The sequence below is a fragment of the Aliivibrio fischeri ATCC 7744 = JCM 18803 = DSM 507 genome, assembly GCF_023983475.1.
GTDB classification, from domain to species: domain Bacteria; phylum Pseudomonadota; class Gammaproteobacteria; order Enterobacterales; family Vibrionaceae; genus Aliivibrio; species Aliivibrio fischeri.
This window is the reverse complement of the sequence record NZ_CP092712.1, coordinates 1665997-1691368: the sequence shown is the minus strand read 5'-3', so window position 1 is coordinate 1691368 and position 25372 is coordinate 1665997. Positions and strand designations below refer to the sequence as shown.

The window sequence follows — 25372 nt, the reverse complement described above, 5'->3', positions numbered from 1 at the left end:
TGTTGACACATATATTTAAATGGAAGGAATAAAAGCCATCTATAAATAAAAAATATAAATGGCTTAAATTTATTAACTATGCTTTTAGGCCATTTAATAGTAATTCTAAATCTTGGCCTTTTACTCTTAATTGTTCGATATTCAATTCAGAATCTTTGATCATCTGATGAACTTGATTTGACTGAGTACGAACATCTTCAACGGTTGAAGCGATACTTGCTGCTACTTCACCTTGTTGAGTGGCTGCAGTGGCAATTTCATTATTACTTTGAGCGATCGTATTGTTGCGCTCAGCAATGTTTGAAATATCACTGTGAACCTTATGCATTAATTCTTGACCAGTTTCAGCATTGGTAACCGTGTTCGAGGTTAATGTTAATAATGACTTACTGTTATTTTGCAATGTTTCAATCATGGTCTGAATCTCAACCGTTGCTTGTTGAGTTCGGCTTGCTAATGTGCGAACTTCGTCGGCAACCACTGCAAATCCACGACCTTGCTCACCAGCTCGTGCTGCTTCAATTGCTGCATTTAGTGCTAATAAATTGGTTTGTTCCGAAATGGCATTGATAGTAGTGACCACTTCATCAATTTTTGCAGCATCCGTATCTAACTCTTGCACCGCATTTGCCGCTTGGTTAATTTCTTGTGCTAAAGCTTGAATAGAGCTAACAGCAGAATCCACTTGCGATTGTCCTAGGCGTGCAGACTCCATCGCGTCTGTTGATTGAGAGGAGGCTTCATGTGTATAGCTTGCTACTTCTTGAATAGATGTCGCCATCTCTTCTGCTGCGCTAGATAAAAGATCGAGTTGAGCTAACTGTTTATCGGAAGCATCTGAGCTTTTATAACTGTTTTGGCTTAATTCTGAACTCATTTGTTGAATTAGTGCCACGGATTCTTGCATGGCTAACACTAACTGTTGTTCACGCTCAGCCAGTTTATCAATAGTCATAGCAATGGTGCTAAATTCGTCTCTTACTGGAAAGAAGTTTAGACGTTGCGTAAGATCACCAGACTCAAGTGTTTCTAACGCTTTATTCATCGTGAACATCGCGCCACCGATGAATGTCATAATGTAATAAACACCAATAGCCATTATTAATAAAATGCCTATGATTAATGATAATTGTAGGCTTGATAATGTAGACCATAGAGTGACATCGGAATTTGCATTTATGCTGTAGTTTCCAGAAGCAACATAAGCGGTATGCTCACCAGTACCAACTGTAAACTCCGCTGATTGAGAAAGTAGGGTAATTGCATCTTGGCGAGATACATTTTGTTGATCTAACATAGAAGCAACAAACTGGACTTCATGCTCCAATGTTTCAGACATCATATTGTCAGCAGCTGAGTCCATGATAAACATCAGGCTGAAAAGTGCCAAAGCAGGAAGCAAGAAGAGTAAATAAAATTTTTCTTGGATCTTGAAGTGAATAAGATATTTGTCAATCCAACGAAATGCCGTTTCTTTCATAATAAATCCGTATATATGATGAGGAGCGAAGGATAATATCTCATGATTAAGAAATTCTTATTATAATCGACACTTATAGGTGAAGCATGTCACAAAAATCGTATCTATTTAATGTAAAGGGAAAAGTACAGCGTGTAGGTTTTCGCTTTCATACGGCACATACCGCGTTAAAGCTTGGCTTAACTGGCTATGCACGTAATCAAGAAGATGGTTCTGTCGAAGTGTTAGTATGTGGCAGTGAAGATAAAATTAATCAATTTCTTGAATGGTTACAGGTTGGGCCGCAATTAGCGAGAGTAGATTCAATTGAAAAAGAAGAGACACAATGGCAAGAATTAACCGATTTTAAAATGTATTAATTCTTGCCAAAGTTAAGCAATAAGAAGCGATGTTATAGGCATTTTGCCGGTTTCGGTAAACCCGCTAATTTTGTCGCTTGTTTTGCTGGTCCTAATTTAAATAATTGAAATAGGTATTTGCTGTTACCTTTTTCAGGGCCATGCTCTTTTTCCATTGCTTTTACAAGCATGCGAACTGCTGGAGATGTTTTAAATTCATCGTAAAAGTTACGAACGAAACGTACTACTTCCCAGTGTGCTTCGGTCAGTTCAATATTCTCTTCTTTTGCTAGAAGTGGAACTAACTCTTCACACCAATCCGTGTGATTTTTTAAATACCCTTGAGCGTCACGCTCGATTTGCTTACCGTTAAATTCCATACAACTGTCTTAATGGTTGGGATTAATCTATTCAGTTTAGCAAATAGGTATCAGTTCGAGCAATCGAGAATTATTACATTTAAGTAAAACAGATTTTTGTCTACTAAGGCTCGATAGAGACAAGAATGTGATAGAATTGCTTTAGTTATTAGAATAAATAAAAGATTCAGTAGGAAATATTTTGAGTCAATCAAATCAAAATTCAGCATCAACACTTAGAAAAGCATTAAGTGAATGTATGATGCGTGATCGTTTTCGCCTAAGTAAACGCATTCAAGGCGCATCGCGAATCAAAAAAGAAGAGTCAAGACACGCCGTGTTTGATGAAATTGCATTAGATATCGCACAATCAATGCAAACGGCGAATAATCGTGAAACTGATCGTCCAACGATTTCTTACCCAGAACAACTTCCTGTTAGCCAGAAAAAAGATGAAATTGCAGAAGCAATCAAAAATAACCAAGTGGTTATCGTTGCTGGTGAAACGGGTTCAGGTAAAACCACTCAGTTACCTAAAATCTGTTTAGAACTAGGTCGTGGTAAGTTTGGTCATATTGGTCATACACAACCTCGTCGTTTAGCGGCTCGTTCAGTAGCAGACCGTATTGCAGAAGAGATGGAAACAGAGCTAGGTAGCCATGTTGGTTATAAAGTTCGTTTTAATGATCAAGTTTCTGATCGTACACAAGTTAAATTAATGACGGATGGTATCTTACTGGCTGAGATCCAAAACGATCGCTATTTAAATCAATACGACACATTAATTATCGATGAAGCGCATGAACGCAGCTTAAACATCGATTTTATTATGGGTTATTTACGTGAGTTATTACCAAAGCGTCCTGATTTAAAAGTCATTATCACGTCAGCAACTATCGATCCTGAGCGTTTCTCAAAACACTTCAATAATGCACCAATGATTGAAGTATCTGGTCGTACTTATCCGGTTGAAACTCGTTATCGCCCAATTGTTGAAGATGGTGATGATACCGATCGTGACCAATTAGAAGGTATCTTTGATGCAGTAGATGAACTGTGTGAAGAAGGGCTGGGTGACATTCTGATCTTTATGACGGGTGAGCGAGAAATTCGTGATACCGCAGAAGCATTAGAAAAACGTAACCTACGTGATACAGAAATTGTACCGTTATATGCGCGTTTATCTGCACAAGAGCAAAATCGTGTCTTCCAACCACACGCTGGTCGTCGAATTGTATTAGCGACTAACGTAGCGGAAACATCGCTTACTGTTCCGGGGATCAAATACGTTATCGACCCTGGTACTGCACGTATTAGTCGTTATAGCTATCGCACCAAAGTACAACGTTTACCAATTGAAGCGATTTCACAAGCCAGTGCAAATCAGCGTAAAGGTCGTTGTGGTCGTGTATCTGAAGGTATCTGTATTCGTCTTTACTCTGAAGAAGATTTTATTTCTCGTCCAGAGTTTACCGATCCTGAGATCTTACGTACTAACCTAGCGTCTGTAATTTTGCAGATGACAGCGTTAGGGTTGGGGGATATTCAAGCTTTCCCATTTGTAGAAGCCCCTGATAATCGCAATATTCAAGATGGTATTAAGCTACTTGAAGAATTAGGTGCGATTAATTCAAATGCGAAAGATCCGAAGAAGAGCTTAACTAAAGTTGGACGTGAATTAGCCCGTCTTCCGATTGATCCACGTTTAGCTAGAATGGTACTTGAAGCACCGAAGTATAATGCATTACAAGAAGTGATGATCATTGCGGCGGCACTATCAATTCAAGACCCACGTGAGCGTCCAAGTGATAAGAAACAACAATCTGACGATAAACATAAACGCTTTAATCATGAAGATTCGGATTTCTTAACGTTTGTGAACGTGTGGGAACATGTAAAAGCAAAACAGAAAGAGCTTTCAAGTAATCAATTTAGAAAGCAATGTCGTAAAGACTTTTTGAACTATTTACGTGTACGTGAATGGCAAGATGTTCACTACCAATTAAGCCAAGTAATGAAAGAGCTTAATTACAAAGTGAATCAAGAAGCGGCAGGCTATCAAGGCGTTCATACTGCAATTTTAGCGGGTATGCTTTCTCATATTGGTCAAAAAGATCAAGAAAAGAATGAGTACCAAGGTGCACGTAATGCACGATTCCATATCTTCCCAGCTTCTGGTTTATTTAAGAAACAACCAAAATGGGTCATGGTTGCAGAGTTGGTTGAAACCTCAAAATTATGGGGACGAATTGTTGCGAAAATTCAGCCTGAATGGATTGAACCATTAGCAGGGCATTTGATTAAGCGCAGTTACAGTGAACCACATTGGTCGAAGAAATCAGCAGCAGTAATGGCTTATGAAAAAGTCACTATTTACGGTATTCCGATTGTACCTAAACGCCAAATTAACTACGGTGCGATTGATGCGCCTGTGTGTCGTGAAATTTTTATTCGTTCAGCTCTAATTGAAGGTGATTGGCATACTAAGCATCAGTTCTTTAAACAAAACCGTAAGTTATTACAAGAAGTTGAAGAACTTGAGCATAAGTCTCGTCGTCGCGATATTCTTGTTGATGATGATCAACTCGCTGAATTCTACGATCAACGAGTTGGCGTAGATGTAGTATCTGGCCGTCATTTTGATACGTGGTGGAAGAAAGCGCAAAAAGAGACGCCAGAGTTATTAAACTTTGAAAAAGAAATGCTGTTCCGTGGTGATGCAAGCCATGTAACGGATTTAGATTATCCAAACTTCTGGCATCAAGGAAACTTAAAACTAAAATTAAGTTACCAATTTGAGCCGGGGCAAGACAGCGATGGTGTAACGGTACATGTACCACTACCAATTTTAAACCAAGTTGAACCTCATGGCTTTGATTGGCAGATCCCAGGTTTACGTCACGAATTAGTGATGGCGTTGATTAAGTCGTTACCTAAAACCGTTCGTAAGAATTTCGTACCAGCACCTAATTATGCTGATGCATTTTTATCTCGTGCTGTACCGTTCGAAGCGCCGTTATTAGACAGTTTAGAAAAAGAACTTCGTCGAATGACAGGGTTTGAAGTGTTCCGTGACGATTGGAAACTAGAACAGATCCCAGATCACTTAAAAGTGACATATCGTGTTGTTGACCATCGTAATCGCAAGCTAAAAGAAAGCCGTGATTTGTATGAGTTAAAAGAAGGCTTAAAAGATAAAGTTCAAGAAACATTATCACAAGTTGCGGATGATGATATTGAGCAAAAAGGCCTTAAAACATGGAGCTTTGGTGAGTTACCAACGTTGTATAAACAGAAACGTGGTGGATTTGAAGTTAAAGCATATCCAGCGATTGTTGATGGTAAAGACAGTGTAGAAATTAAACTGTTTGAAACAGAAGAAGAGCAGCACAATGCAATGAAGGCCGGCCAACGTCGTCTAATTCTTCTTAATGTGCCATCACCAATTAAGTATTTACATGACAATCTTCCTAATAAATCGAAATTAGGTTTGTACTTTAATCAGTATGGTCGTGTGATGGACTTGATTGATGATTGTATTGCTTGTGGTATCGATAAGTTAATAGATGAGCAGGGTGGTCTTGTTTGGCAACCTGAAGCCTTTGAAAAAATGAAAGAACATATCCGAGCAGAGCTTGGGGATACGGTTGTTGAGATCGCAAAACAAGTTGAAACAATTTTAACTACCGCTTTCCAAATTCAGAAAAAGTTAAAAGGGCGTGTTGATTTAAGCATGGCGTTTGCGCTTTCGGATATAAAGGCTCAGATAGAAAATCTTATCTTTAAAGGATTTGCAACGGAGTGCGGTTGGAAGCGTCTTCAAGATATCCACCGTTACATGAAAGCGATTGAGCGTCGAATGGAAAAATTGCCGATCGATCCAAATCGGGACCGTATGCATTTGCTTAAAGTTGAAGGGATCACCAGTGATTATAAAGAATTGCTGAATAAGATACCGAAAGGACAGCCAATCCCTGACAAAGTAAAAGAGATCCGTTGGATGATTGAAGAGTTAAGAGTGAGCTATTTTGCTCAACAATTGGGTACACCATACCCAGTTTCTGATAAACGAGTCAAAAATGCCATTGCCGATTGTTAATGTATCACCTAAACTAGAATTAATTTCGGCATGTTAATTGCTTCAATAACAATAATATTAAAAAGAGCGTCAAAGGTTGCCGCTCCCTTTTGTAAAAATAGGATTTAAGATGAAAAAGACACTTTTAGCGTTAGCTCTAGCAAGCGTATCAGTAACAGCTGCTGCAGACTCTCTAATTTATGGTGGCGTACAAGTTGGTTCTGCTGATTACAGAAGCGAGAGCTCAACGGTATACGGTGCTCACATTGGTACAGGTCTACTGCCTTTCATTGGTCTTGAAATGGGTGCTTGGAACTTAGGTTCTTACGATTACGGTAGCCAAACAACAGACGTAACTTCTGTAAACTTTGCTGTTAAACCAAGCATCGATTTTGGTCCTCTACACGTTTACGGCAAAGCAGGTATGCACAGCTGGGAAGCGAAAGGTTTCCGTAAAGATGATGGCGTAGACCCATTCTTCGGTTTAGGTGTTGAATACAACATCATCCCAATGTTCACAGTAGGTGCTGGTTACAACAACTTCACTGTTGGTGACGAAAACATCGATTTCGCATCTCTTAACCTAACGGTTCACTTCCTATAATTACGAATTCTTTCGTTTTCATTATATGAAGAGATAAAAAATGGCGACCAATGCGGTCGCCATTTTTATTTGGTCATCAGTAGAATAAGTACTAATCGATTAATCGACTAATTGATACTCTTCTTTTAATACTTTGATGATCTCTGCTTTTGGATTATCGCTCAACGTAATTGGTGCGCCAGTAATTTTTGCTGCGATATCTAAATACGTTTTAGATAGGTCCATCATCGCTTCCAAAGGAAGGGCATTTTCTTTAGCTAAAGCAAAGCGTTCTTCCATGCGGTTTTTATTTAATAAAATATCCGGATCAGGGAAGTGATTTAATAGAAACTGACGGAAACCTTCTTTTGAGTTTTCGATAATATGACCTGAGCGATATGCTTTGGTATCCCAAATACGAGAAGAATCAGGCGTACCAACTTCATCCATATAGATCAGTTTTTCATTACCTTGCGCATCTTCTACATAGCCAAATTCAAATTTAGTATCGACAAAGATTTGATCAATTTTAGTTAAGGCCTTTGCGATTACAGCAAAACCTTCCTTCAATAATTTCTCGTAAGTAGCGATATCTTCGATACAAGAAAAGTTAAATTTATCGTAGTTATCCTCGATGTTTTTGCGAGTGATATTTACATCATCTACTTCAGGAACCCCATCAATGCCTTTTAAAATGCCTTTCGTTGATGGTGTTAAAAGTAGTTCAGCCAACTGCTCATCTTTTTCAAGACGCTCAGGTAAGGTAATACCACAAAATTCACGCTCACCTTGAGTGTATGCACGCCACATAGAGCCAGTAATATATTGACGACAAATAGCTTCAATCATTACTGGTTTTGCTTTTTGAACAATCCATACAAACGGGTGTGGAATATCAAGAATATGACTATCCGCTAAACCGTTGTCCTTAAATAATTGAAACCAATGGTTAGAAATAGCATTTAGTGCAGCTCCTTTACCAGGAATACCTTTCAAATCGCCTTCACCACGCCAGATACAGTCGAATGCAGAAATACGGTCACTGATCACCATGATAGCTAGGGGAGCATCAGGAGCGACGTTGTATCCCTTTTCTTTAATAAGACGGCGACTGTCTTCTTCAGTTAACCAATACACTGAACGTACTTTACCGCTATGCACTGGTTTATCAGTACGAATAGGTAAATCGTCATTAACTGCAAGCACTTGATCGGAAAGACTCATTGTAGAATTCCTATATAAAGAAAGTTTAAAAACTGAGAGCATCATACCAGAACTATTTGGGACTACCACAAGAAAAGCAAACGATTGCTATTTTTTCTGTTAATTTTCTGAGTTGAGCTAGATAGGTGCAATCAGTTAAACTGAGCGACTAATTAAAATAAAGAGAAGAAAGACGTATGTCAGCTAAAAAAATGATCGCTACTGCCCTGTTAATTATATCTGGTAATGCGTGGGCGAGTATGTGCCCAGTGAATGTTGAAAATGATGTTCTTTTAACGCAAAACGGCGAAGTGAAAGTTGAAAAAGCACAAGATAAATTACGAATTGATCAAGATGGTCGAGTTTTTGTGAACGGTAGAGAGTTACAGTTAACTCAAAAGCAAAAAGAGGCGATAGAGCGTTATCAGCAACAAGTGTCGACTTATATTCCTGAAATTGTCGACTTTACTGATAAAGGCATTGCCGCAGCTAATGATTTTGTCAGTGAAATTGAAACCTCATTTGATGCAAAAGGATCATTTGAAGGCGTTAAGACTAAAATTGATGAATATGGCCACACAGCCAAGCAAAAGTTTTATCAAGGAAAAGACATGGTATTAGAGCATGACTTTTTCAAAGAAGTGGATACCACTTGGAAACAAGATTTTGAAGTGATGATGCAAAGTATGGATAAAGAACTTTTTGCGAGTGTATTTAACTCTTTGTCTTTAAAGATGCAAGAAGGGGAATTGAACTTTACTGAGTTACAGCAACAGTTTGCTGATGTGCAAGTTAAGATCAAAGAGAAAATGAAACAACACAGCACCGAAATGAAAGATGAAGCACAAAACTTATGTGATTCAGCAAAAGGTATTGCACAAGATGAACAGCAATTGCATCAGTTGATCCCTGAACTGCAACCATACCCAGTGTTCAGCATTTAATTACCGAATTCGTATTATTGAACTTAAAGAGAGCAAAAAATGTTAAATACTCATCAAACGATTATTTTTTCAAAAACAGTATGTCCTTTTTGTGTTAAAGCAAAAGCAATTTTGGACGATAAAGGCATTGAATATAAAGTATTAACCTTAGATGAAGACCTTACAAAAGAAGAAATGGTTGCTTTAATTCAAGAAAAAGAAAACATTGCAGTGAATACCGTTCCTCAAATCTACCTTGACCGTAAATATATCGGTGGACATGACGATTTAGTGGCGTTTTTTGAGCGTCAAGACACCGACATGGATTTAGGTGGTTTTGAACTGTAGAATACAGTAAATTAACATAGTTAATCCAAATGCTTTGGGTTTAATGATAAATAAGAGTGATAAGTATGTGGAAATCTCTTCTAACATTAGTGGAAGATGACTCAGTTGTAGTATTACGTTTTCCTGATAAGTTTCAGCCGGATGAAGAACCGACATTAAAAAGCTTTAAAGATTGTTTAGAAGAGATTAATGCGTGTAATTTTTATTTTGATGAAAAAATCATTACAACGATTATACAAGATGTGAAAAACGGCATGATGACTCATCATCAGAACCGTACGGTTGCAGCTCGACGTGATGCAGAAGTTATCATTGCGATAGAAGAGCGTGACATGAAAGCGACGATGGCTGTCATCGGTGCGTATGGTGGTCGTGATCTTGTAAGTAGTGATGTGATTTCTGGCTTAACTAGCATGGAGATCACCCGTGGTATCAGTAAAAATGCACTCAAGAAAATCATGTTTTTGAGTCGTAATTTACCTGCTGGTGAGAAAGTGTCGCTTGTTATCGCTAAAGGTAAAGAACCGATTGATGGTACCAACGCAAGTTTTGTTCCCCTAGTTGAAGATTTTCGTGAGCAAGCATTAAAGCCTCAGGAAAAAGAAGGAGAAGAAGATAAAGTTGATATGCGTGATCTGGGTGAAACCATCACGGTTGTGGAAGGCGATGAACTGATTCGACGTATTCCACCAACAAAAGGTGTTGATGGTTTTACCGTTCGTGGCGAAGTGATTCCAGCAACCGCGGGAAAAAATACCAAACTGCGAGCAGGTAAAGGAGCGACGATATCTCCTGATGACCCTGATCTGGTTATTGCTGCGACATCTGGAATGCCTTGGATTAACAAAGATGGTGCAGATGTCGATAACGCACTTTGTTTGAATGCGGTTGATATTTCAACAGGCCACATTAAGTTTAAAGGTAGTGTGATTGTAAGTGGTGATATTGCACCAGATATGATTGTAAGAGCAACTGGCAGCGTAACTGTTGGTGGCTTTATTGAATCTGCTGATGTTCAAGCGCATGGCGATGTCATTGCTATGAAAGGCATCATCGGCCACCAAGTAGAAGCGGGTGAAGATTACACGTGTTTTGTAAAAGCAGGTGGAAAAATCACGGCTAAGTTTGTGCAATCAGCTGACTTACAAGCGTCGGGTGATATTGAGCTTGGTATTCATGCAATTCAGAGTTTCATCAAGAGTAAGAACTCAATTACGGTGATGGACAAAACAGGACGTAACGGCTCTATTGTTGGTGGTGAAGTTTACGCAGGTTCTAATATCACGACCGTAAACTTAGGTGCTACGGCAGGTACTGAAACATTAGTAAAAGCATTTACTCGTTTTGATAAGTACAAAGAGAACATCGTTGCTTTAAATGCCAAATACAAAGAAGCGCAAGAAAACACCATGAAAGTGGTTCGCGCAGAAATGGATTTAGCAAAAATTCCAAAAGCAGAGAGAACACCAGAGCAAATCGAACGTGTGCAAAACATGAAAGAAGAATCGAATCGTGAAATTGCCGCTTCAATGCACCGTTTCCAATCTGCTGAAGAAGATCTAAGAAAACAACTAACTGAAAATGTTGTTAAGGTTACGGAACGAGTTTATCCAAAAGTGACGATTCAATATTCAGATGAACAAGTAACCACTAAACGTGAACACAGTCCATGTAAGATCTACTTTAATGAATATGAAATAAAGATAGATCCAATCGTCTCTAAAAATACGAGTTTAACGGATGATTAAGCGTCAATTCGATTAGAATCAAATGATATAAAAACCGCTCATTGTAGCGGTTTTTTGTTGCTAAAATGTGCGAGTGTAAAATATGTGTTAGAGCAATGATAAGGTAAAGAGCTAAGAATTATTAAGTGTGATCAATGTCCAATTTTATGCTTGCGATAAGAACAATATTCGGGATACTAATAATTAGAAACAAAAAATAATGCTTTTCAATAGGATGTTGAAGGTAGATGTTGGAATATATCGAGGCAATTCATGAGCAATAAAATAGAGTTTGATTACAGCTCGTTTCTTGTTAATTCAAGTAAGCAAAAGTGGACGTTTTCGCAAGCGTTAAAAAGTATCATTCCGACATTTGGAACGGTATGGAATGCTTCTGTTCATGATGCAAGACCATTATCAGAAAGACTCCAAGCTGAAGCGCTTCAAGTGCTTTCTTCTCATATTAATGACGAATCAAATATTATCCGTTTAATTCGCCTAGCGCGTATTGAAGGGATCACCGATCTAGAAATTAAACTGCCTTATACTTTGGATGAAGAGCAGATTAATTATATTCTCGAAAACACTTTCACAGACATTTCTCAATCAACTGATGACTTTGATTTACTTCATGTACACTTGAATGAGAAAACACAGTAGTTGTTAATTTACAGCTACTCTCACCTAGATTTAATGCAGTACGGTTAATTTTCTGTTCAGGGTTAACCACTGTGAATCGGAAAAATAAAAACAATTAGCATTCGAAATAATGGCGCTGGCTGTGCCTAATTGTTTTGCTTTTTCAATCGTTTCATTTTCAGTTAAACGATGAGATTCTTTTAAACGTACGAATTTACTTAATTCAATACCATGCTTTAGAAGCGACTCGCTACTTGGCATTGTTGTATTTGCAGTAATAAAAATCCATTTATTTTGTTTAGACAAGCTTTTTAAAATTTGAATAAACTGGCTCTCACACTGTGCATTTACTTGGCTAGCCGCGCTAGAAATGCGTTGAGAGATAGAATAATTAAATGAGTTTGAGTAAGTAGTAAGAGCCATTGCTGTGTTCATAATAAAATACCTGTTCATCCATACAGTGTGTATTTATACAGTACTTTTAAATCGGTTAATGATCAAGCTATTTTTGCTTGTTTATTGAGATCTTAAACGCAATTAAAGCAGCTTTGATTTTAAGTTATTGAAAGAAAAGGACTGTTGATTTTTACCTTACGTAATGAATTTATATGGTGAGGTTTGGTATACTGGCGATAAGAACTTTTAATGGTTAAAAACTATGTACGACAAATCTTTATTAGACCCAATTTATTCTTTTCTGCAGTGTGAAACGCCTGACGAATGGATAGAAGAAGCAAAAAAGCCTGAAAACTTATCGGTTATTTTGCGTGACCACTTAATGTGTGAATTAAAAGCGGCACAGAGTGCAATGTATTTAATACGCAAATACGCTGTTGATGCTGAAGGAGCAAAGGCGTTATTGGATTGGTTTAAACCGTATGAAGAATTTGCCTATAAACACGTAGGGTCATTAGAGACGCTAAAGGGTAAAAGTAACATCTCTAAAAAGATCACTGCACGTGCTGATTCACCTTATAGCCAAGATCTGATTGATAAAATGGTGTTATTGATAAAAGAAGAGCTTCATCATTTTTATCAAGTATTAGAAATCATGGATCAGCGTGGTGTGCCTTATCAAAATATTAGAGCAGGGCGCTATGCAAAAGGATTATTTACGAGAGTGATTACCCATGAGCCGTGTACCTTAATTGATAAGCTGATCATTGGTGCTTTTATTGAGGCCCGTTCTTGTGAGCGTTTTGCTAAGTTAGCTCCGTTTTTAGATGATGATTTGGCTAAGTTCTACATTTCATTACTTCGATCTGAATCTCGTCATTACCAAGATTATTTAGCACTGGCACAGCAGGTTGCTAGTGGGAATGTGGATGAGCGTGTTGCATTCTTTGCTCAGGTTGAAGCGGATTTGATATTAACACCAGACAGTGATTTTAAATTCCACAGTGGTGTTCCAGCTTAAGTGATATTAAGACAGACATAAAAAAAGATCGCATAATGCGATCTTTTTTTTGGTAGGTATTGGTTACCATTTTTTCTTTGGCTGGAAAAGAACATCGATATCGTCGTCTTTATTCTTATCCAATTGATCTTGTAATTCTTGGTCTTGTTTCTTCTTAGTCTTATTATTTAATTCATCAAGCATTTCTTGTAAACGAGTGCGAGCCTTGTTTGAGTAGCCATCGTTTTTGCTTGAAAGAGCATCAATACCTTTCTTAAGTAATTGACGAGCTGTACCAGCTTGGCCACGCTGTGTTGCTTCTTTAGCACGTTTAACTACGTTTTCGATATTGATACGAACTTGAATAGACTCAAGGCGAGCGTTTTCAGCCACAAATACTTGTGTATTAACACGTCCTTTACGGTGTTCAGCACGAAGCGTATCACGAAGGCGTTTAACAAGTTTTAACATTACAATCGCTTGTTTATCGTTACTTGGCACTTTAAAGTTAGTGCTATCGCCACCTGTGTATTCTGTTTTTAATTGCTGAAGCTGCTGCTCCATATTTTCAATACGACCTGGGTATGAGCGATCATGTGGTTCAAGCTCTGAAATGGCTCTTAAAGCATCAAGAATACGTTGGTTTAAACAAACGAGTAATTCTTTACTGTATGGTAGATGATGCGCATTACTGATTAATTCTTCGGTAGAATCAATGATAACCATATGCTTTGCAGATTCTTGTTTTTTGGCAGATTCAATCTTTGTTCTATATTGAACAATGATGTTGTAGCCAATAATCAATGTAAGCAGAATCCCAAAAAGACCAATAATAAGAGCAATATTCATATTTTTATCATACATCCAGTAGTAATATTTTCCAGTGTAACACCTTGTAAACTAAATGAATAGCAGGTGATTAACTCCAATAGCTATTTTAGCGTATAGGGGAGTTATATACGGGTTGTCATTAAGATATATCGACACCTGTTCACATTTCTTTAATGTATTTGTCTGTAATATGTTCGAAATATAATTAATAAACATAACACTTTGAAAATAGGTAGGAATAGGTATATAACTGTATCGTATAAGTAGAATTTAATGTAAAGGATTACAGGAAATCATAAAATGAAATTACAGCAATTAAAGTACATTGTTGAAGTTGTGAACCACAGTCTGAATGTATCATCAACTGCTGAGTCGCTATACACCTCACAACCAGGCATTAGTAAACAAGTCCGATTATTAGAAGATGAACTTGGTGTTCAGATCTTTGAGCGCAGTGGTAAACATTTAACAAGAGTAACCCCATCAGGTGAAGAGATCGTTAAAATCTCACGTGAAATTTTATCTCGAGTTGAGAGTATTAAATCGGTTGCTGGTGAGCATACGCACCCAGAAAAAGGAACTTTAAATATTACTACTACGCATACTCAAGCTCGTTATGCGTTACCGGATGTAATTAAAGGCTTTAAGAATCGATATCCAGCGGTTTCATTGCATATGCATCAAGGCACACCAAGCCAGATGTCCGATGCAATAGCCAAAGGTACGGCCGATTTTGCTATAGCAACGGAAGCACTTCATTTATATCAAGATGCGATCATGCTTCCTTGTTATCACTGGAATCGTTCTATTGTGGTCACAAAAGATCATCCATTAGCACAACTACAGCAAGTGACGATTGAAGATCTTGCAGCCTTTGAATTAGTTACTTACGTATTTGGTTTTACGGGTCGTTCAGCCTTGGATAGTGCCTTTAATAAAGCGGGCCTAAAACCGAAAATTGTCTTTACAGCAACCGATGCAGATGTCATTAAAACCTATGTTCGCTTAGGGATTGGTGTTGGTGTAATAGCAAGCATGGCAATGGATGAAGAGCGAGACTCTGATCTTGTAGCCATTGATGCAAGCCATATTTTTGATGCGAGTACCACAACCATTGGCTTTAAGCGTGGTTCATTCTTAAAAAGCTACATGTTTGATTTTATGGAACGCTTTGCACCGCATTTAACACGTCCAATTGTTGAGCAAGCAACGATGCTGAAAAATAATCATGAAATTGAAGAGATGTTTAAAGACATAAACCTTCCTGTCCGTTAAGATCGCCCTGATATTATTTTCAGGGGCATATAATGCATTCTCAGCAGTTTTTAAATATAGACCGTTTGTTATCGCAGACGGTCTTTTTTTGGCAATTTTCTGCTTTTCATAGTTCAGATTATCCATGGCGCACCATGCATGAAAATTTAAGCCATTGGCTTGATGGATTAACTCTGGCAGAGGTGCAGGAATTAAAGCGAGTCCCTGAAAAATTAACGCAAGCACTCTCAGCTTTTATTCCAGAAGTTAATGGCCTTCATGCATTAAGTCAGCTTGAGCAATTACAAGCGGCTCCGCTAATGATGCCAAAAGGGTTGGATTCTGGAATTAACGGTCGTAAATGGCAGCAAATTACCAATTTAAGTGCTTTAGGTATTCAATATTCACAGCCTAAAGAGCAATGGCTAGAGTGGTGTGGTGGTAAAGGATATTTAGGTCGGGTGCTTAATGTGGCATCAGATAAACCTGTAACCACATTAGAGTGGCAAGATGCGTTGTGCCGTAGTGGTCAAGAATACGCAGATAAACATCAATTAGACATGACGTTTATTCAAGGTGATGCGTTGGCAACAAGTGCATCTGAACTGATTAAAGCTAACCAACATGCGATAGCGTTGCATGCTTGTGGTGATCTTCACGTAAGTTTAATTCAAAAGGGCATAGATAAGTCTATAGATGCCGTTACTTTATCTCCTTGCTGTTTTCATTTAACTCAGTCATCGGTTTATGAAGGACTGTCTGCATTATCAAAACAAGCGCAGATCCGTTTATCTAAAGAAGATTTACGATTGCCACTGCAAGAGACAGTAACCGCAGGGAAACGCACACAACATCATCGAGAGCAGGAAATGCAATATCGATTAGGGTTTAATGCCTTGCAGCAGTTTGTTACTGGCAATGATAATTATGTCCCTGTACCAAGCATTAAAAAATCATTATTAAGTGATGGCTTTGACGCTTTTTGCCGATGGGCGAGTGAGCATAAAAAACTGCAATTACCAGATGACGTTGATTTCTCTCACTGGTTAAACAAAGGGAAAGAAGCCTTTCTAGTGATGGAAAAGTGCGATTTAGTGCAGCAAGTATTTAAACGTCCGTTAGAAGTCTGGTTATGTTTGGATCGTGTCTTATTATTAGAAGAGGCAGGCTATAACGTTCGCATCGGGGAGTTTTGTTTAAAAGAAGATACCCCAAGAAATATTGTCATTCAGGCTAAGAGAGTGTGAAACTGGCATAAAAAAAGGTTCATCGCGGCTTTCCGGGGAAAGCCGCTTTTATCTTCATAAAGAAATAGTCCGTATCTCTGTAGCCATACCCCATTCTTTTGATTAACTTAATTTTGTTATTTATTCCTTCCAGTGTACATGTATTTAATCGATATAAAGACGAACTAACAATTCCGTGAAGGTATGGTTTTAACTTTCGTGCAAAACTGATTAGTGGTTTGATCCCACTCTCATTTACCTGTTGCCACCATACATCCCATAGTTCTATTGCCTGCGTTTCTGAGTCACAATACCAGAGCTCTTTTAATTGCTCTCCTAGCAAATGAGTCACCATTAAATCGTGGTTTACCGAAAGTATTTCATCTAAATAACTCTGTTGATTTACGTCTAGATTGTCTCTATTTTTCAAAAGGATCCAGCGTGAACGCTTAATCCAACGACGAGCTTTTTTGTCTTCTTTGAGTTGATTCGCTTGATCTACCCTAACCCTATCCATTACCTCTCGTCCATATTTGGCTACCACATGAAAAAGATCGTATACAATACGTGCATTAGGGCAATGAGCTTTCACTTCGAGATCGAAAGCTGTATTCATATCCATAGCCACTGCTTCGATATTTTCGGCATGCTTACCAAGCTCTTCAAAGAAAGGCCTGATATCAGTTCGGCTTCTACCTAAACCAATCCAAAGCACTTGATGTGTCTGCGCATCGGCAATCACTGTTGCATATCGATGTCCTTTAAATATGGCAAACTCATCCATCACTAGTTGGCGTAATTTATCCCATGGTATGTCAGGGATAACTCGTTTAAGTCGTTGTTTATCAATATTCTTTATCGTGTGCCAATGTACTCCAGTCAGTTCTGAAATATGTTTAATCGGCAGCAAAGGCAGCAGTTGTTCAATATATTCTATCAATCGATTAGTCAGGCGTGAGTATGGTTTAAGCCAAGATATTGCTTCCGTTTTTGTACCGCATAGCAAACATGTAATGCGCCTAGTCTGAATCAAAAGTTCAACTGGAGTTCCTAATATCATAGCGTCTTTAATAGTTCGCCACTGAGTATCGTGAGTAAATTCAGAGAGTCGCCCGCAAGAGCAGAATGCTGGGGAGTCAGGTTTTAAGGTTATAGAGATTAATGAATCAGTTTTATGAGACTTTACGATCTGAAAACCTTTCCAGAAGGATGATAAAAAAGTATTATTTGGCATGAAAACGGCAGTTTGTGAAAAGTTGTGTTTGGCGATGTAACTTTACCACTAACTGCCGTTTTTGTTTTCAATTCCCGCTAATCTGCGATGAACCTAAAAAAAGGCGCTAATTAAAGCGCCTTTTCTATATCTTACAATTACTTCTGATTCTTAAAGAACCGCAGCAATCCCTTTACATAGAGGAAGCATGTTGTCTTTTGTCATACCAGCAACACTGATACGGCCAGAACCAACGATGTAAATTGCGAATTCGTCTTTCAGACGGTTTACTTGCTCTTTAGAAAGGCCAGAGAAAGAGAACATACCGTTTTGACGTTCAATAAAGCTAAAGTCTGCATCCACACCTTGCTCTTTTAGTGTTGTAACAAACAAAGTACGCATCTCTTGAATACGGTCACGCATTTCAGCGACTTCTTGTTCCCATTCTGCACGTAGCGCATCGTCATTAAGAATATGCGTAACAACAGCAGCACCGTGAGCTGGTGGGTTAGAGTAGATAGAACGGATGATAGCTTTAACTTGAGAGAATGCATCCGCAGCAACCGTTGCGTCTTTAGCAACAAGAGTAAATGCACCAACACGCTCGTTATACAAACCAAAGTTCTTAGAGAATGAACTTGCTACAAGTAGCTCTGGGCAGTATTGAGCAAAAGTACGTAAACCAGCCGCATCTTCTTCAACACCTTTTGCAAAACCTTGGTATGCAAAGTCAAATAATGGCAGTAGACCTTTATTTGCACACAGCTTAGCTAGCTCTTCCCACTCATCAGCCGTTGGATCGATACCAGTAGGGTTATGACAACAACCGTGTAGAAGAACCACATCACCAGCTTCCGCTTGTTGTAAATCCGTTAGCATTGCAGCGAAGTCTTTAGATTTCGTTTCTGCGTTGTAGTAAGTGTATTGCGCTGTTTCAATACCAGCAGCAGTAAATACACCAATGTGGTTTGCCCATGTAGGGTTACTGATCCAAATTTTTACATCGCCAAGTTGACGTTTGATGAATTCACCAGCTACACGTAGCGCACCAGTACCACCAGGAGCTTGAGCTGTTTGTGCGCGTTTTTCAGTGATTACTTGTGCATCAGCGCCAAACAGTAGCTTTTGTACTGCAAGGCCGTATTCTGCGGTACCTTGAATGGTTAGGTATGACTTTGTTTTTTCTGTATCAAGCAATACTGCTTCTGCTTTTTTAACTGTGGTTAAAACTGGAGTTTGACCCGCTTCGTTTTTGTAAATACCAACACCAAGGTTGATTTTTTCAGCACGAGGGTCATTTTTAAATTCATCTGTTAAGCCAAGAATAGGGTCAGCAGGAGCGGCAGCGATTTTTTCAAACATAGTCATCATCCATGGTGTAAGTAAAATAAAAGAGTTAGCTTATTTATACCTGTTAATCCTGTAAGTTTGCAACGGTTAGGTAACGAAAAAAGCAAATTAAATGGATTTAGCAGTAAAAAAAGAATAAGAAGGTTAAAAAAGTACAACAGAACGGTATTTGAAACCATTCTGCTATACATATTTGTAACTTAATAGATCACTTGAACTTTATTTGAAGCCGTTACTGCATCCTCAATAGCGGTTTCTAAATTATCACGACGTGTAATCGCAACACCTAAACGTCGACGTCCATCAATCTCTGGTTTACCAAATAATTTGATTTGAGTTTGAGGCTGCGAAAGTGCGTCTGTTAAGCCATCAAAACGAATATTAGTTGAAGTGCCTTGACCTAAAATTACTGACGATGCCGAAGGACCGTATTGCGTAATTTGATTAATAGGCATTCCAGTAAAGGCACGAACATGAAGCGCAAACTCAGACATCTCTTGAGAAATAAGTGTCACAAGACCTGTGTCGTGTGGGCGAGGGGAAACTTCATTGAAGTAAATTCTATCGCCTTTAATGAAAAGCTCTACACCAAATAAACCATAACCACCAAGGGCGTTTACCACTTTCTCTGCCGCATTTTGTGCTTGTTTTAATGCAGCCTCAGTCATTACTTGTGGCTGCCATGATTCACGGTAATCCCCATCTTCTTGACGATGACCAATTGGTGCACAAAAATGAACGCCATCAATAGCACGAACGGTTAATAATGAAATCTCATAATCAAAATCAACAAACCCTTCAACAATGACACGTCCAGCACCAGAGCGGCCACCATCTTGCGCATAATCCCAAGAAGTACGAATGTCTGCTTCTGTTTTGATAACACTCTGACCTTTACCAGAAGAGCTCATTACCGGTTTAATAACACAAGGCATACCGACAAATTTCACAGCTTCAACAAGTTCTTCATAGCTATCAACAAAGCGATAAGGAGACGTCGGCAGTTGTAATTCTTCAGCGGCTAAACGGCGAATACCTTCACGGTTCATGGTTAATTTTGTTGCGCTAGCCGTTGGAACAACATTAAGGCCTTGTTTCTCTAGTTCAACTAACTTATCCGTTGCAATCGCTTCAATCTCAGGAACTACAAAATCAGGCTGTTCTTTATTAATGACTTCTTCTAAGGCGTTGGCATCAAGCATATCAATCGCGTAGCTGCGGTGAGCCACTTGCATTGCCGGAGCATTAAGGTAGCGATCAACCGCAATCACTTCAAAACCAAGACGCTGACATTCAATAGCCACTTCTTTACCTAGTTCACCAGAACCAAGTAATAATACTTTTGTTGCAGAAGAAGACAGAGCTGTACCAAACATATGAAATTCTCATGTAATAAAGAAAGATGGCGCTATCATACTAAAATTAATTAAATACGCAAACGTTTGCTATTTATTCCTTATAAATAGAATGGAATTAAAAATGCAAACTGGATCACGTAACTGATAGTTTTCTTGATAATGAGAATAAGTGAAATTGTATTCATTTATGTGACTGGTATGCTGCATTTTCGAAATTAAACAGTACGCTGAGTTATGGATGAGCAAACCATGTATGTCTCTCATGAAGTTGAGTCACAACAATGGGCGTTTTATGGCCTTTTAGAAAATAAAAAATTTGTTGTAAGTGATTGCATTGATATAAAAAATACGCCGAATGGCCAAGGTAATCCAACGTGGTTATTAGAGCAAAAAAAAGCGAGAGAGAACGCTCCTGCCGTTGATCTTATATTAAAAAAAGGCGCTATATTTGTCGGTAAAACTCAAATGGACGAATTTGGGTTTGGTCTACATGGACACAATCCACACTACGGCCCAATACCAAATAAAAACAGCGAAGGGCGCTTTATTGGCGGCTCATCGAGTGGTGCAGTAGCAGCCGTGGTTAATGGCGATGCAGATATTGGTTTAGGCATTGATTTTGGTGGTGGGATTCGTGTTCCTGCTTTATATGCTGGTTTATATGGTTTTAAAGCATCTGCCAGTGCAGTAAACATGCAAGGTATCGATTGTATTGCAAAAGAAGATACTTCATTGGGGTGGGTGGCAAAAAATTTATCAGATATACGAAAAGTAGCAACCGTGCTTACGCCTATGTCTCCATTAGTGACAGTGGAACGTATTGTCGTCCTTGATAGTTTATTTGCTGATATTCCAGAAGAAGCGAAAACAAAGTTAGAGACATTAATTAAATCTTCTCCTTATGAAGTGATACGCAGCAAATCGATCAGTAAAATTATCACCACTAAGGCAGCAGAGAGTTTCAAAGTGCTTTCGGCAACGCGAGGTTTGCGTAATTTAGAACTGTGGTATGAAAAGAACAAAGCGGCAGTAGGTAATGAAATAAAGATGCAGATGAAGTGGCTTGCGTCTTTAAAATATAAAGATGAAAGGATCGCTTTAGAACAAAGAGAGTTAGTGATTTCTGTTTTAGAATCCATTTTAGATGAAAAAACACTGTTACTTATGCCAACAACAGCCAATATTGCACCGCCTACAACGGCAACGGATGAGCAGTTATACAAATTGAACGCTCAAATTTTAAAATACATTTCGTTAGCAAGCTTGGCGGATTTACCTCAGTTGCATTTACCTTGGTTTACGGTAAATGATTCTCCTTGGGGCATTTCATTAGTTGGGCAAAAAGGAATGGATAGACAACTGATTGATGTGGCTATTCGTTGGAAAGGCAATCAATAGACATCAGAGATGTTAATCAAATAAAAAGGAGGCCAACAAAGCCTCCTTTACGTTATCTATAGAATAATTTCTACTTCTTATAAAGAAGCGTACTCTAATGTTACATCTGGATTTAGTGCTTCTAATGTGCTTTGTGTAATCGCAAGGTGGCTAATAGCGCCTTTGTGATCTTCAACTAGCGCAGCTGATTTAACCGTTAAGATGTCTTCACGAGACATATTTGCATGAACCAGTGCCACTTGTAGTGGTGGTAAGCTTGGGTTAAATGCCGCATTTTCAGCATACATACCGTAATATACTTCGCCGCTTTCCATCTCAAGCGCAATACCACTTAAGTTATGTGAGTAAGGTGCGTGGCTGCGGTTTGCCGCTTCTAATGCTTTACGTAATAGTGGAGACTCTGTTTCTAACGCTAAGTTGTGCGAAAGAGGAGCAAGTAATCCGCCTTCAATGCCTAAATCTTTAGGACCAAAAGACTCAGGTAAGTATTCTTGTAGTGATTTTTCATTACGCTCAGGAAGTTGAACCATTAAAGAATCAGCGGTGGTTAGCTCATTCATAAATTGGCGACAGTGACCACAAGGGCTGAAGTTAATTGTGATGTCAGAAATACCCGTTTCACCTTGGATCCACGCATGGCTAATTGCTGATTGTTCAGCGTGAATAGTTTGGCCAAGTTGAACATCGTTGTATTCCATGTTTGCGCCAAAATAAAGGTTACCAGTCAAACCACGAGCAATCGCACCGACATAAAAATTAGAAATAGGAGCAACAGAGAAAGCAGCAGCAAGAGGTAATAATACTAAGCGTAATTCTTTATCGCTTAACTCGCTGTCAGCTTGCAGTGATTGAAATTGTTCCTTGCTAATAACACCTTTAAATTCAGCATTGATGATTGGTGTTAATGAAGTACGCAGGGCGTCAGGTAAGTTCGCTAGGGCTTCTTCTAAGCGTTGTTGTAGTCTTGTCATGAGTAGGGTGATCCTTTTAAGTTCTTATAGGATCATTTTAGTGACAATTGAGCTGGAAACATAGATCAAAATCACACTCATTGATGTAAAGTTACATAAATTACATCAATGAGAGAGAAGTCACACCATATTGGTGCTGTTTTGAGCGCGATTATTTCATCATTACCATGAAGGAGTAGATAATCGGTGCAACGAGGGAAGTGATGATCCCACAAATAACTAGGGCTAATGAACTGAATGCTGCATCTTGTGGATTCTCTTCAGCAGCTTGAGCTGTCCCCAATGCGTGGGAAACATTACCCATTGTTAGACCACGAGCAAGTGAGCTCTTAATACCCAACATGTTATAAATTGGGTAAGCAAAAATCGCCCCCATCAAACCAGCCAGAAGTACTAAGATTGCTGCGATTGCCGCTTCACCTTCAAGCTGACTTGAAATAGCCATAGCAATAGGTGTTGTCACTGATTTTGGTAAAATACTCGCAACCAGTTGCATATCAGCTCCCATCCAAACTGCAAGGAACGCACCAGATATCATTGAGAACAATGACCCCACGCTACATGCAAGCAAGATGATTTTCCAGTTCGCTCGAATATGAGGCAATTGCTCATATAAAGGATAAGCAAGTGCAACCACCGCAGGCTGTAACAAGTAACTTAGGAAAGCATTATCAGCATAATAGGTTTCGTAAGGTACATGCAGAACCATCAAGATAGGAATAACAATACACACACTCCACACACTCAGTAATAACGGGTTATTCACTGGGTGAGGGAAACGTTTTGCAAACCAACGAGCAGAATAAAAAACGATAAGCGTAAGAATGACCCACATTAGCTGTTACCTCTATCAATTTTGTCGATAAAGAGTGCCAAGCAAACCAATACTAATAATGAACCACCAGCCGTACTCACAATAATTGGAATTGCATTGTTAAGTAGCAAATCAAAATGGGTCATTAAGCCTACCGAAATAGGAATAAACAAGATCAGCATATTGCGCATAAAAAATTGGCAACCTGTGGCTGTCCAATCTGGTTTGCAAATACCGATAACCATAGCGGTGAATAAAATAAGCATTCCAATAATGCTTCCCGGAACAGATATGTTCAGCCAAGATTGAATGCCGTTACCAGCAAACAACGAGGCGAAGATCCAAGCGAAAGAATAAAGATATTTAATCATGATATTAATTGTTGTACGTAGTTATACACGGCTTTTAAAATAGCCACTTTTTTGTCATTACCTTCGGACTCAAGGTATAGACTTTCAAAACTCGCTTCATAATCTGGCAAGTGAGTTTGAAAATAGTCTTGAAGGTGAGCGTGCCATCTTAATTGCTCAGCTTCGTTTAATGTGTGCGGGAAGTTACGTGCACGGTATCGGAATAACAGTGGTTTGATACGTGGATCTGTCACGTTTGGCTCAAAGTCAATTAGCTGCTCAGGCGTTGATTGACGAATAATATCAATGGTCGCTTTATCAGCATGCGAGAAGAAACCATCATAAAGAAGCGTATCCACATTGGTTGATTTCTCGTAGTTTGGCTCAATGCTGTACAGCTCAATCAGTTTTTGTCTGATCTCAGGGTTTTCACGTATCACTTTAAGATTACGTAAACACGCTTCGCGATCCACATTCAAATTAGCGGCATTTTCAGCAGTCAATGTTTTTGCAGGCGCAAGAACAGGGCACTTATTCAAATGCACTAGTTTAACAGGAACAGGAAGCTCATCAGGGCCAAGTTCAGAACGTTTGGTGTACATACGCTGATGCAGTTCTTCAACATTTAACTCAAGAAAAACACTTGGGTCTAAAGCCAAATCAATAGTAATAACTGCGTTGTTATTGGTTGGATGCCAAGCCACTGGCACTATCCAACTGATGTTACCTCTATCTACACCAAACATGCCTGAAACATGCATCAGTGGTGTCATTTCAACTATGTCGATTAATGTCGCTGCTTTCTTCTTGTTACGCATAGAAAGCAAATAGTTAAACATTTTTGGTTGTGCTTGTTTTACTTTTTTAGCTAGCTCAATGGTTGCGATAACATCCGCCATGGCATCGTGGGCATTGGCGTGTTCAATGCTATTGGCAACAGAGAGCTTTTCCAGTTTAAAACTTGGTCTGCCTTCTTCATCTTTAGGCCAATTAATACCTTCAGGGCGAAGAGCATAAACCGCACGCATTACATCTAATAGATCCCAACGAGAGTTGCCATTTTGCCAGCTCCAACCGTAAGGTTCAAAGAAGTTACGATAGAGTGTGTAGCGAGAAACCTCATCATCAAAACGAATGTTGTTATAACCTAAAGAACACGTATTAGGCTGTGATAATTCATGATGAATTTTGGCAATAAATTCTGGTTCAGAAAGTCCTTTATTAACGGCTGTTTGTGGCGTAATACCTGTAATCAAACACGCTTCAGGTGAGGGAAGGTAATCAACCGGAGGGCGGCAGTAAATAACTAAAGGCTCACCGATAATATTGAAATCTTCATCAGTGCGGACACCAGCAAATTGGCACGGTCGATCAAGAGAAGGGCTAGTTCCCCATGTTTCATAATCAAAGAAGAAGAAACTAGGTGCATTGTTTTGTGGCATAAGTGATGTCCAATGATAAGCAATACATTGATTATCAGAGATCTATCACACAATCGCAAGGCATTAGGGAGGGAAGGTGAAGAAAAATTAA

The 25372-nt window shown here is 38.8% G+C and carries 23 protein-coding genes; 11 read left to right on the top strand and 12 right to left on the bottom strand.

The features are described from left to right. Positions 1-76 precede the first annotated feature (76 nt). The gene (locus AVFI_RS07885; RefSeq protein ID WP_054775702.1) at positions 77-1480 is read right to left on the bottom strand and encodes a methyl-accepting chemotaxis protein; all 1404 of its coding nucleotides are present in this window, start codon (positions 1478-1480) and stop codon (positions 77-79) included. A gap of 86 nt (positions 1481-1566) precedes the next feature. Here AVFI_RS07885 and yccX point away from each other — a divergent pair, with 86 nt between their 5' ends. Continuing rightward, positions 1567-1839: an acylphosphatase gene (yccX, locus tag AVFI_RS07880; protein ID WP_005419651.1), complete on the top strand. Its 273-nt coding sequence runs from the start codon at positions 1567-1569 to the stop codon at positions 1837-1839. A 32-nt stretch (positions 1840-1871) separates the two neighbouring features. Here the strand turns inward: yccX and AVFI_RS07875 are convergent, their stop codons facing one another. After that, on the bottom strand, positions 1872-2198 hold the full coding sequence (locus tag AVFI_RS07875; protein ID WP_005419649.1) for a TusE/DsrC/DsvC family sulfur relay protein: 327 nt from the start codon (positions 2196-2198) through the stop codon (positions 1872-1874). Positions 2199-2436: 238 nt separating this feature from the next. Here AVFI_RS07875 and hrpA point away from each other — a divergent pair, with 238 nt between their 5' ends. Together hrpA and AVFI_RS07865 are read left to right on the top strand one after the other, a co-directional pair. Further along, positions 2437-6276, top strand: a complete 3840-nt coding sequence (gene hrpA, locus AVFI_RS07870) for an ATP-dependent RNA helicase HrpA (RefSeq protein ID WP_236782082.1) — start codon at positions 2437-2439, stop codon at positions 6274-6276. 109 nt (positions 6277-6385) lie between these two features. Next, complete coding sequence (locus AVFI_RS07865) at positions 6386-6859, top strand: outer membrane beta-barrel protein (RefSeq protein WP_054775703.1); 474 nt, start codon at positions 6386-6388, stop codon at positions 6857-6859. Between the two features lie 99 nt (positions 6860-6958). On the opposite strand, the gene AVFI_RS07860 is transcribed toward AVFI_RS07865, so the two are convergent. Continuing rightward, the gene (locus tag AVFI_RS07860; protein ID WP_017019284.1) at positions 6959-8062 is read right to left on the bottom strand and encodes a phosphoribosylaminoimidazolesuccinocarboxamide synthase; all 1104 of its coding nucleotides are present in this window, start codon (positions 8060-8062) and stop codon (positions 6959-6961) included. A 176-nt stretch (positions 8063-8238) separates the two neighbouring features. Here AVFI_RS07860 and AVFI_RS07855 point away from each other — a divergent pair, with 176 nt between their 5' ends. The 4 genes from AVFI_RS07855 (at position 8239) to AVFI_RS07840 (ending at position 11699) form a co-directional block, all read left to right on the top strand. Next, the gene (locus AVFI_RS07855) at positions 8239-8985 is read left to right on the top strand and encodes a YggN family protein (RefSeq protein WP_054775704.1); all 747 of its coding nucleotides are present in this window, start codon (positions 8239-8241) and stop codon (positions 8983-8985) included. A gap of 39 nt (positions 8986-9024) precedes the next feature. Continuing rightward, positions 9025-9312, top strand: a complete 288-nt coding sequence (locus AVFI_RS07850) for a glutaredoxin (protein WP_188863609.1) — start codon at positions 9025-9027, stop codon at positions 9310-9312. A 65-nt stretch (positions 9313-9377) separates the two neighbouring features. After that, positions 9378-11060 (top strand): DUF342 domain-containing protein, encoded by a 1683-nt coding sequence (locus AVFI_RS07845; RefSeq protein ID WP_188863608.1) that lies wholly within the window; start codon positions 9378-9380, stop codon positions 11058-11060. Positions 11061-11312: 252 nt separating this feature from the next. Continuing rightward, a complete protein-coding gene (locus AVFI_RS07840; protein ID WP_005419636.1) occupies positions 11313-11699 on the top strand; it encodes a transporter in 387 nt (128 codons plus the stop codon). A gap of 30 nt (positions 11700-11729) precedes the next feature. Here the strand turns inward: AVFI_RS07840 and AVFI_RS07835 are convergent, their stop codons facing one another. Next, entirely contained in the window at positions 11730-12113 is a 384-nt protein-coding gene (locus tag AVFI_RS07835; protein WP_054775705.1) for a hypothetical protein, read from the bottom strand. A 223-nt stretch (positions 12114-12336) separates the two neighbouring features. On the opposite strand from AVFI_RS07835, the gene miaE reads away from it, so the two are divergent. Continuing rightward, positions 12337-13095 carry a tRNA isopentenyl-2-thiomethyl-A-37 hydroxylase MiaE gene (gene miaE / locus AVFI_RS07830; protein ID WP_188863607.1) on the top strand — a complete coding sequence of 253 codons (759 nt, stop codon included), beginning with the start codon at positions 12337-12339 and terminating at the stop codon, positions 13093-13095. Positions 13096-13158: 63 nt separating this feature from the next. Here miaE and AVFI_RS07825 read toward each other — a convergent pair whose 3' ends face one another. Next, on the bottom strand, positions 13159-13923 hold the full coding sequence (locus tag AVFI_RS07825) for a hypothetical protein (RefSeq protein WP_026029322.1): 765 nt from the start codon (positions 13921-13923) through the stop codon (positions 13159-13161). Positions 13924-14205: 282 nt separating this feature from the next. Between AVFI_RS07825 and cysB the strand changes: the two genes are divergently transcribed. Both cysB and AVFI_RS07815 read left to right on the top strand, forming a co-directional pair. Continuing rightward, positions 14206-15180: an HTH-type transcriptional regulator CysB gene (gene cysB, locus AVFI_RS07820; RefSeq protein ID WP_005419628.1), complete on the top strand. Its 975-nt coding sequence runs from the start codon at positions 14206-14208 to the stop codon at positions 15178-15180. 32 nt (positions 15181-15212) lie between these two features. Beyond that, positions 15213-16406 (top strand): methyltransferase, encoded by a 1194-nt coding sequence (locus AVFI_RS07815; protein ID WP_188863606.1) that lies wholly within the window; start codon positions 15213-15215, stop codon positions 16404-16406. A 19-nt stretch (positions 16407-16425) separates the two neighbouring features. Here AVFI_RS07815 and AVFI_RS07810 read toward each other — a convergent pair whose 3' ends face one another. From AVFI_RS07810 to purT, 3 genes are all read right to left on the bottom strand, one after another. Continuing rightward, on the bottom strand, positions 16426-17619 hold the full coding sequence (locus tag AVFI_RS07810; protein WP_199414938.1) for an ISL3 family transposase: 1194 nt from the start codon (positions 17617-17619) through the stop codon (positions 16426-16428). A 150-nt stretch (positions 17620-17769) separates the two neighbouring features. Beyond that, complete coding sequence (locus AVFI_RS07805; protein WP_005419624.1) at positions 17770-18960, bottom strand: amino acid aminotransferase; 1191 nt, start codon at positions 18958-18960, stop codon at positions 17770-17772. A gap of 188 nt (positions 18961-19148) precedes the next feature. Then, the gene (gene purT / locus AVFI_RS07800) at positions 19149-20324 is read right to left on the bottom strand and encodes a formate-dependent phosphoribosylglycinamide formyltransferase (protein ID WP_054775212.1); all 1176 of its coding nucleotides are present in this window, start codon (positions 20322-20324) and stop codon (positions 19149-19151) included. A 216-nt stretch (positions 20325-20540) separates the two neighbouring features. Here purT and AVFI_RS07795 point away from each other — a divergent pair, with 216 nt between their 5' ends. Beyond that, the gene (locus AVFI_RS07795) at positions 20541-21704 is read left to right on the top strand and encodes an amidase family protein (RefSeq protein ID WP_188863880.1); all 1164 of its coding nucleotides are present in this window, start codon (positions 20541-20543) and stop codon (positions 21702-21704) included. 77 nt (positions 21705-21781) lie between these two features. Here AVFI_RS07795 and cdd read toward each other — a convergent pair whose 3' ends face one another. The 4 genes from cdd to sbcB all read right to left on the bottom strand — a co-directional run bounded on the left by cdd (position 21782) and on the right by sbcB (position 25281). After that, positions 21782-22675: a cytidine deaminase gene (gene cdd, locus AVFI_RS07790; RefSeq protein WP_188863879.1), complete on the bottom strand. Its 894-nt coding sequence runs from the start codon at positions 22673-22675 to the stop codon at positions 21782-21784. A 151-nt stretch (positions 22676-22826) separates the two neighbouring features. Continuing rightward, positions 22827-23510 carry a CidB/LrgB family autolysis modulator gene (locus AVFI_RS07785; protein WP_054775213.1) on the bottom strand — a complete coding sequence of 228 codons (684 nt, stop codon included), beginning with the start codon at positions 23508-23510 and terminating at the stop codon, positions 22827-22829. After that, a complete protein-coding gene (locus tag AVFI_RS07780; protein WP_005419612.1) occupies positions 23510-23860 on the bottom strand; it encodes a CidA/LrgA family protein in 351 nt (116 codons plus the stop codon). Before AVFI_RS07780 ends, AVFI_RS07785 begins: the two co-directional genes overlap by 1 nt. Further along, a complete protein-coding gene (sbcB, locus tag AVFI_RS07775; RefSeq protein ID WP_199414879.1) occupies positions 23857-25281 on the bottom strand; it encodes an exodeoxyribonuclease I in 1425 nt (474 codons plus the stop codon). Before sbcB ends, AVFI_RS07780 begins: the two co-directional genes overlap by 4 nt. Positions 25282-25372: the final 91 nt, after the last annotated feature.

Bases quoted from the DNA above. Each gene is read 5' to 3' on its own strand.
- AVFI_RS07780 (WP_005419612.1), bottom strand. From the start codon at position 23,860: ATGATTAAATATCTTTATTCTTTCGCTTGGATCTTCGCCTCGTTGTTT.
- miaE (WP_188863607.1), top strand. From the start codon at position 12,337: ATGTACGACAAATCTTTATTAGACCCAATTTATTCTTTTCTGCAGTGT.
- AVFI_RS07860 (WP_017019284.1), bottom strand. From the start codon at position 8,062: ATGAGTCTTTCCGATCAAGTGCTTGCAGTTAATGACGATTTACCTATT.
- AVFI_RS07840 (WP_005419636.1), top strand. From the start codon at position 11,313: ATGAGCAATAAAATAGAGTTTGATTACAGCTCGTTTCTTGTTAATTCA.
- AVFI_RS07825 (WP_026029322.1), bottom strand. From the start codon at position 13,923: ATGAATATTGCTCTTATTATTGGTCTTTTTGGGATTCTGCTTACATTG.
- AVFI_RS07885 (WP_054775702.1), bottom strand. From the start codon at position 1,480: ATGAAAGAAACGGCATTTCGTTGGATTGACAAATATCTTATTCACTTC.
- AVFI_RS07835 (WP_054775705.1), bottom strand. From the start codon at position 12,113: ATGAACACAGCAATGGCTCTTACTACTTACTCAAACTCATTTAATTAT.
- AVFI_RS07815 (WP_188863606.1), top strand. From the start codon at position 15,213: ATGCATTCTCAGCAGTTTTTAAATATAGACCGTTTGTTATCGCAGACG.
- AVFI_RS07855 (WP_054775704.1), top strand. From the start codon at position 8,239: ATGTCAGCTAAAAAAATGATCGCTACTGCCCTGTTAATTATATCTGGT.
- hrpA (WP_236782082.1), top strand. From the start codon at position 2,437: ATGATGCGTGATCGTTTTCGCCTAAGTAAACGCATTCAAGGCGCATCG.
- AVFI_RS07805 (WP_005419624.1), bottom strand. From the start codon at position 18,960: ATGTTTGAAAAAATCGCTGCCGCTCCTGCTGACCCTATTCTTGGCTTA.
- AVFI_RS07875 (WP_005419649.1), bottom strand. From the start codon at position 2,198: ATGGAATTTAACGGTAAGCAAATCGAGCGTGACGCTCAAGGGTATTTA.
- cdd (WP_188863879.1), bottom strand. From the start codon at position 22,675: ATGACAAGACTACAACAACGCTTAGAAGAAGCCCTAGCGAACTTACCT.
- purT (WP_054775212.1), bottom strand. From the start codon at position 20,324: ATGTTTGGTACAGCTCTGTCTTCTTCTGCAACAAAAGTATTATTACTT.
- sbcB (WP_199414879.1), bottom strand. From the start codon at position 25,281: ATGCCACAAAACAATGCACCTAGTTTCTTCTTCTTTGATTATGAAACA.
- AVFI_RS07785 (WP_054775213.1), bottom strand. From the start codon at position 23,510: ATGTGGGTCATTCTTACGCTTATCGTTTTTTATTCTGCTCGTTGGTTT.
- AVFI_RS07845 (WP_188863608.1), top strand. From the start codon at position 9,378: ATGTGGAAATCTCTTCTAACATTAGTGGAAGATGACTCAGTTGTAGTA.
- AVFI_RS07865 (WP_054775703.1), top strand. From the start codon at position 6,386: ATGAAAAAGACACTTTTAGCGTTAGCTCTAGCAAGCGTATCAGTAACA.
- cysB (WP_005419628.1), top strand. From the start codon at position 14,206: ATGAAATTACAGCAATTAAAGTACATTGTTGAAGTTGTGAACCACAGT.
- AVFI_RS07850 (WP_188863609.1), top strand. From the start codon at position 9,025: ATGTTAAATACTCATCAAACGATTATTTTTTCAAAAACAGTATGTCCT.
- yccX (WP_005419651.1), top strand. From the start codon at position 1,567: ATGTCACAAAAATCGTATCTATTTAATGTAAAGGGAAAAGTACAGCGT.
- AVFI_RS07810 (WP_199414938.1), bottom strand. From the start codon at position 17,619: ATGCCAAATAATACTTTTTTATCATCCTTCTGGAAAGGTTTTCAGATC.
- AVFI_RS07795 (WP_188863880.1), top strand. From the start codon at position 20,541: ATGGATGAGCAAACCATGTATGTCTCTCATGAAGTTGAGTCACAACAA.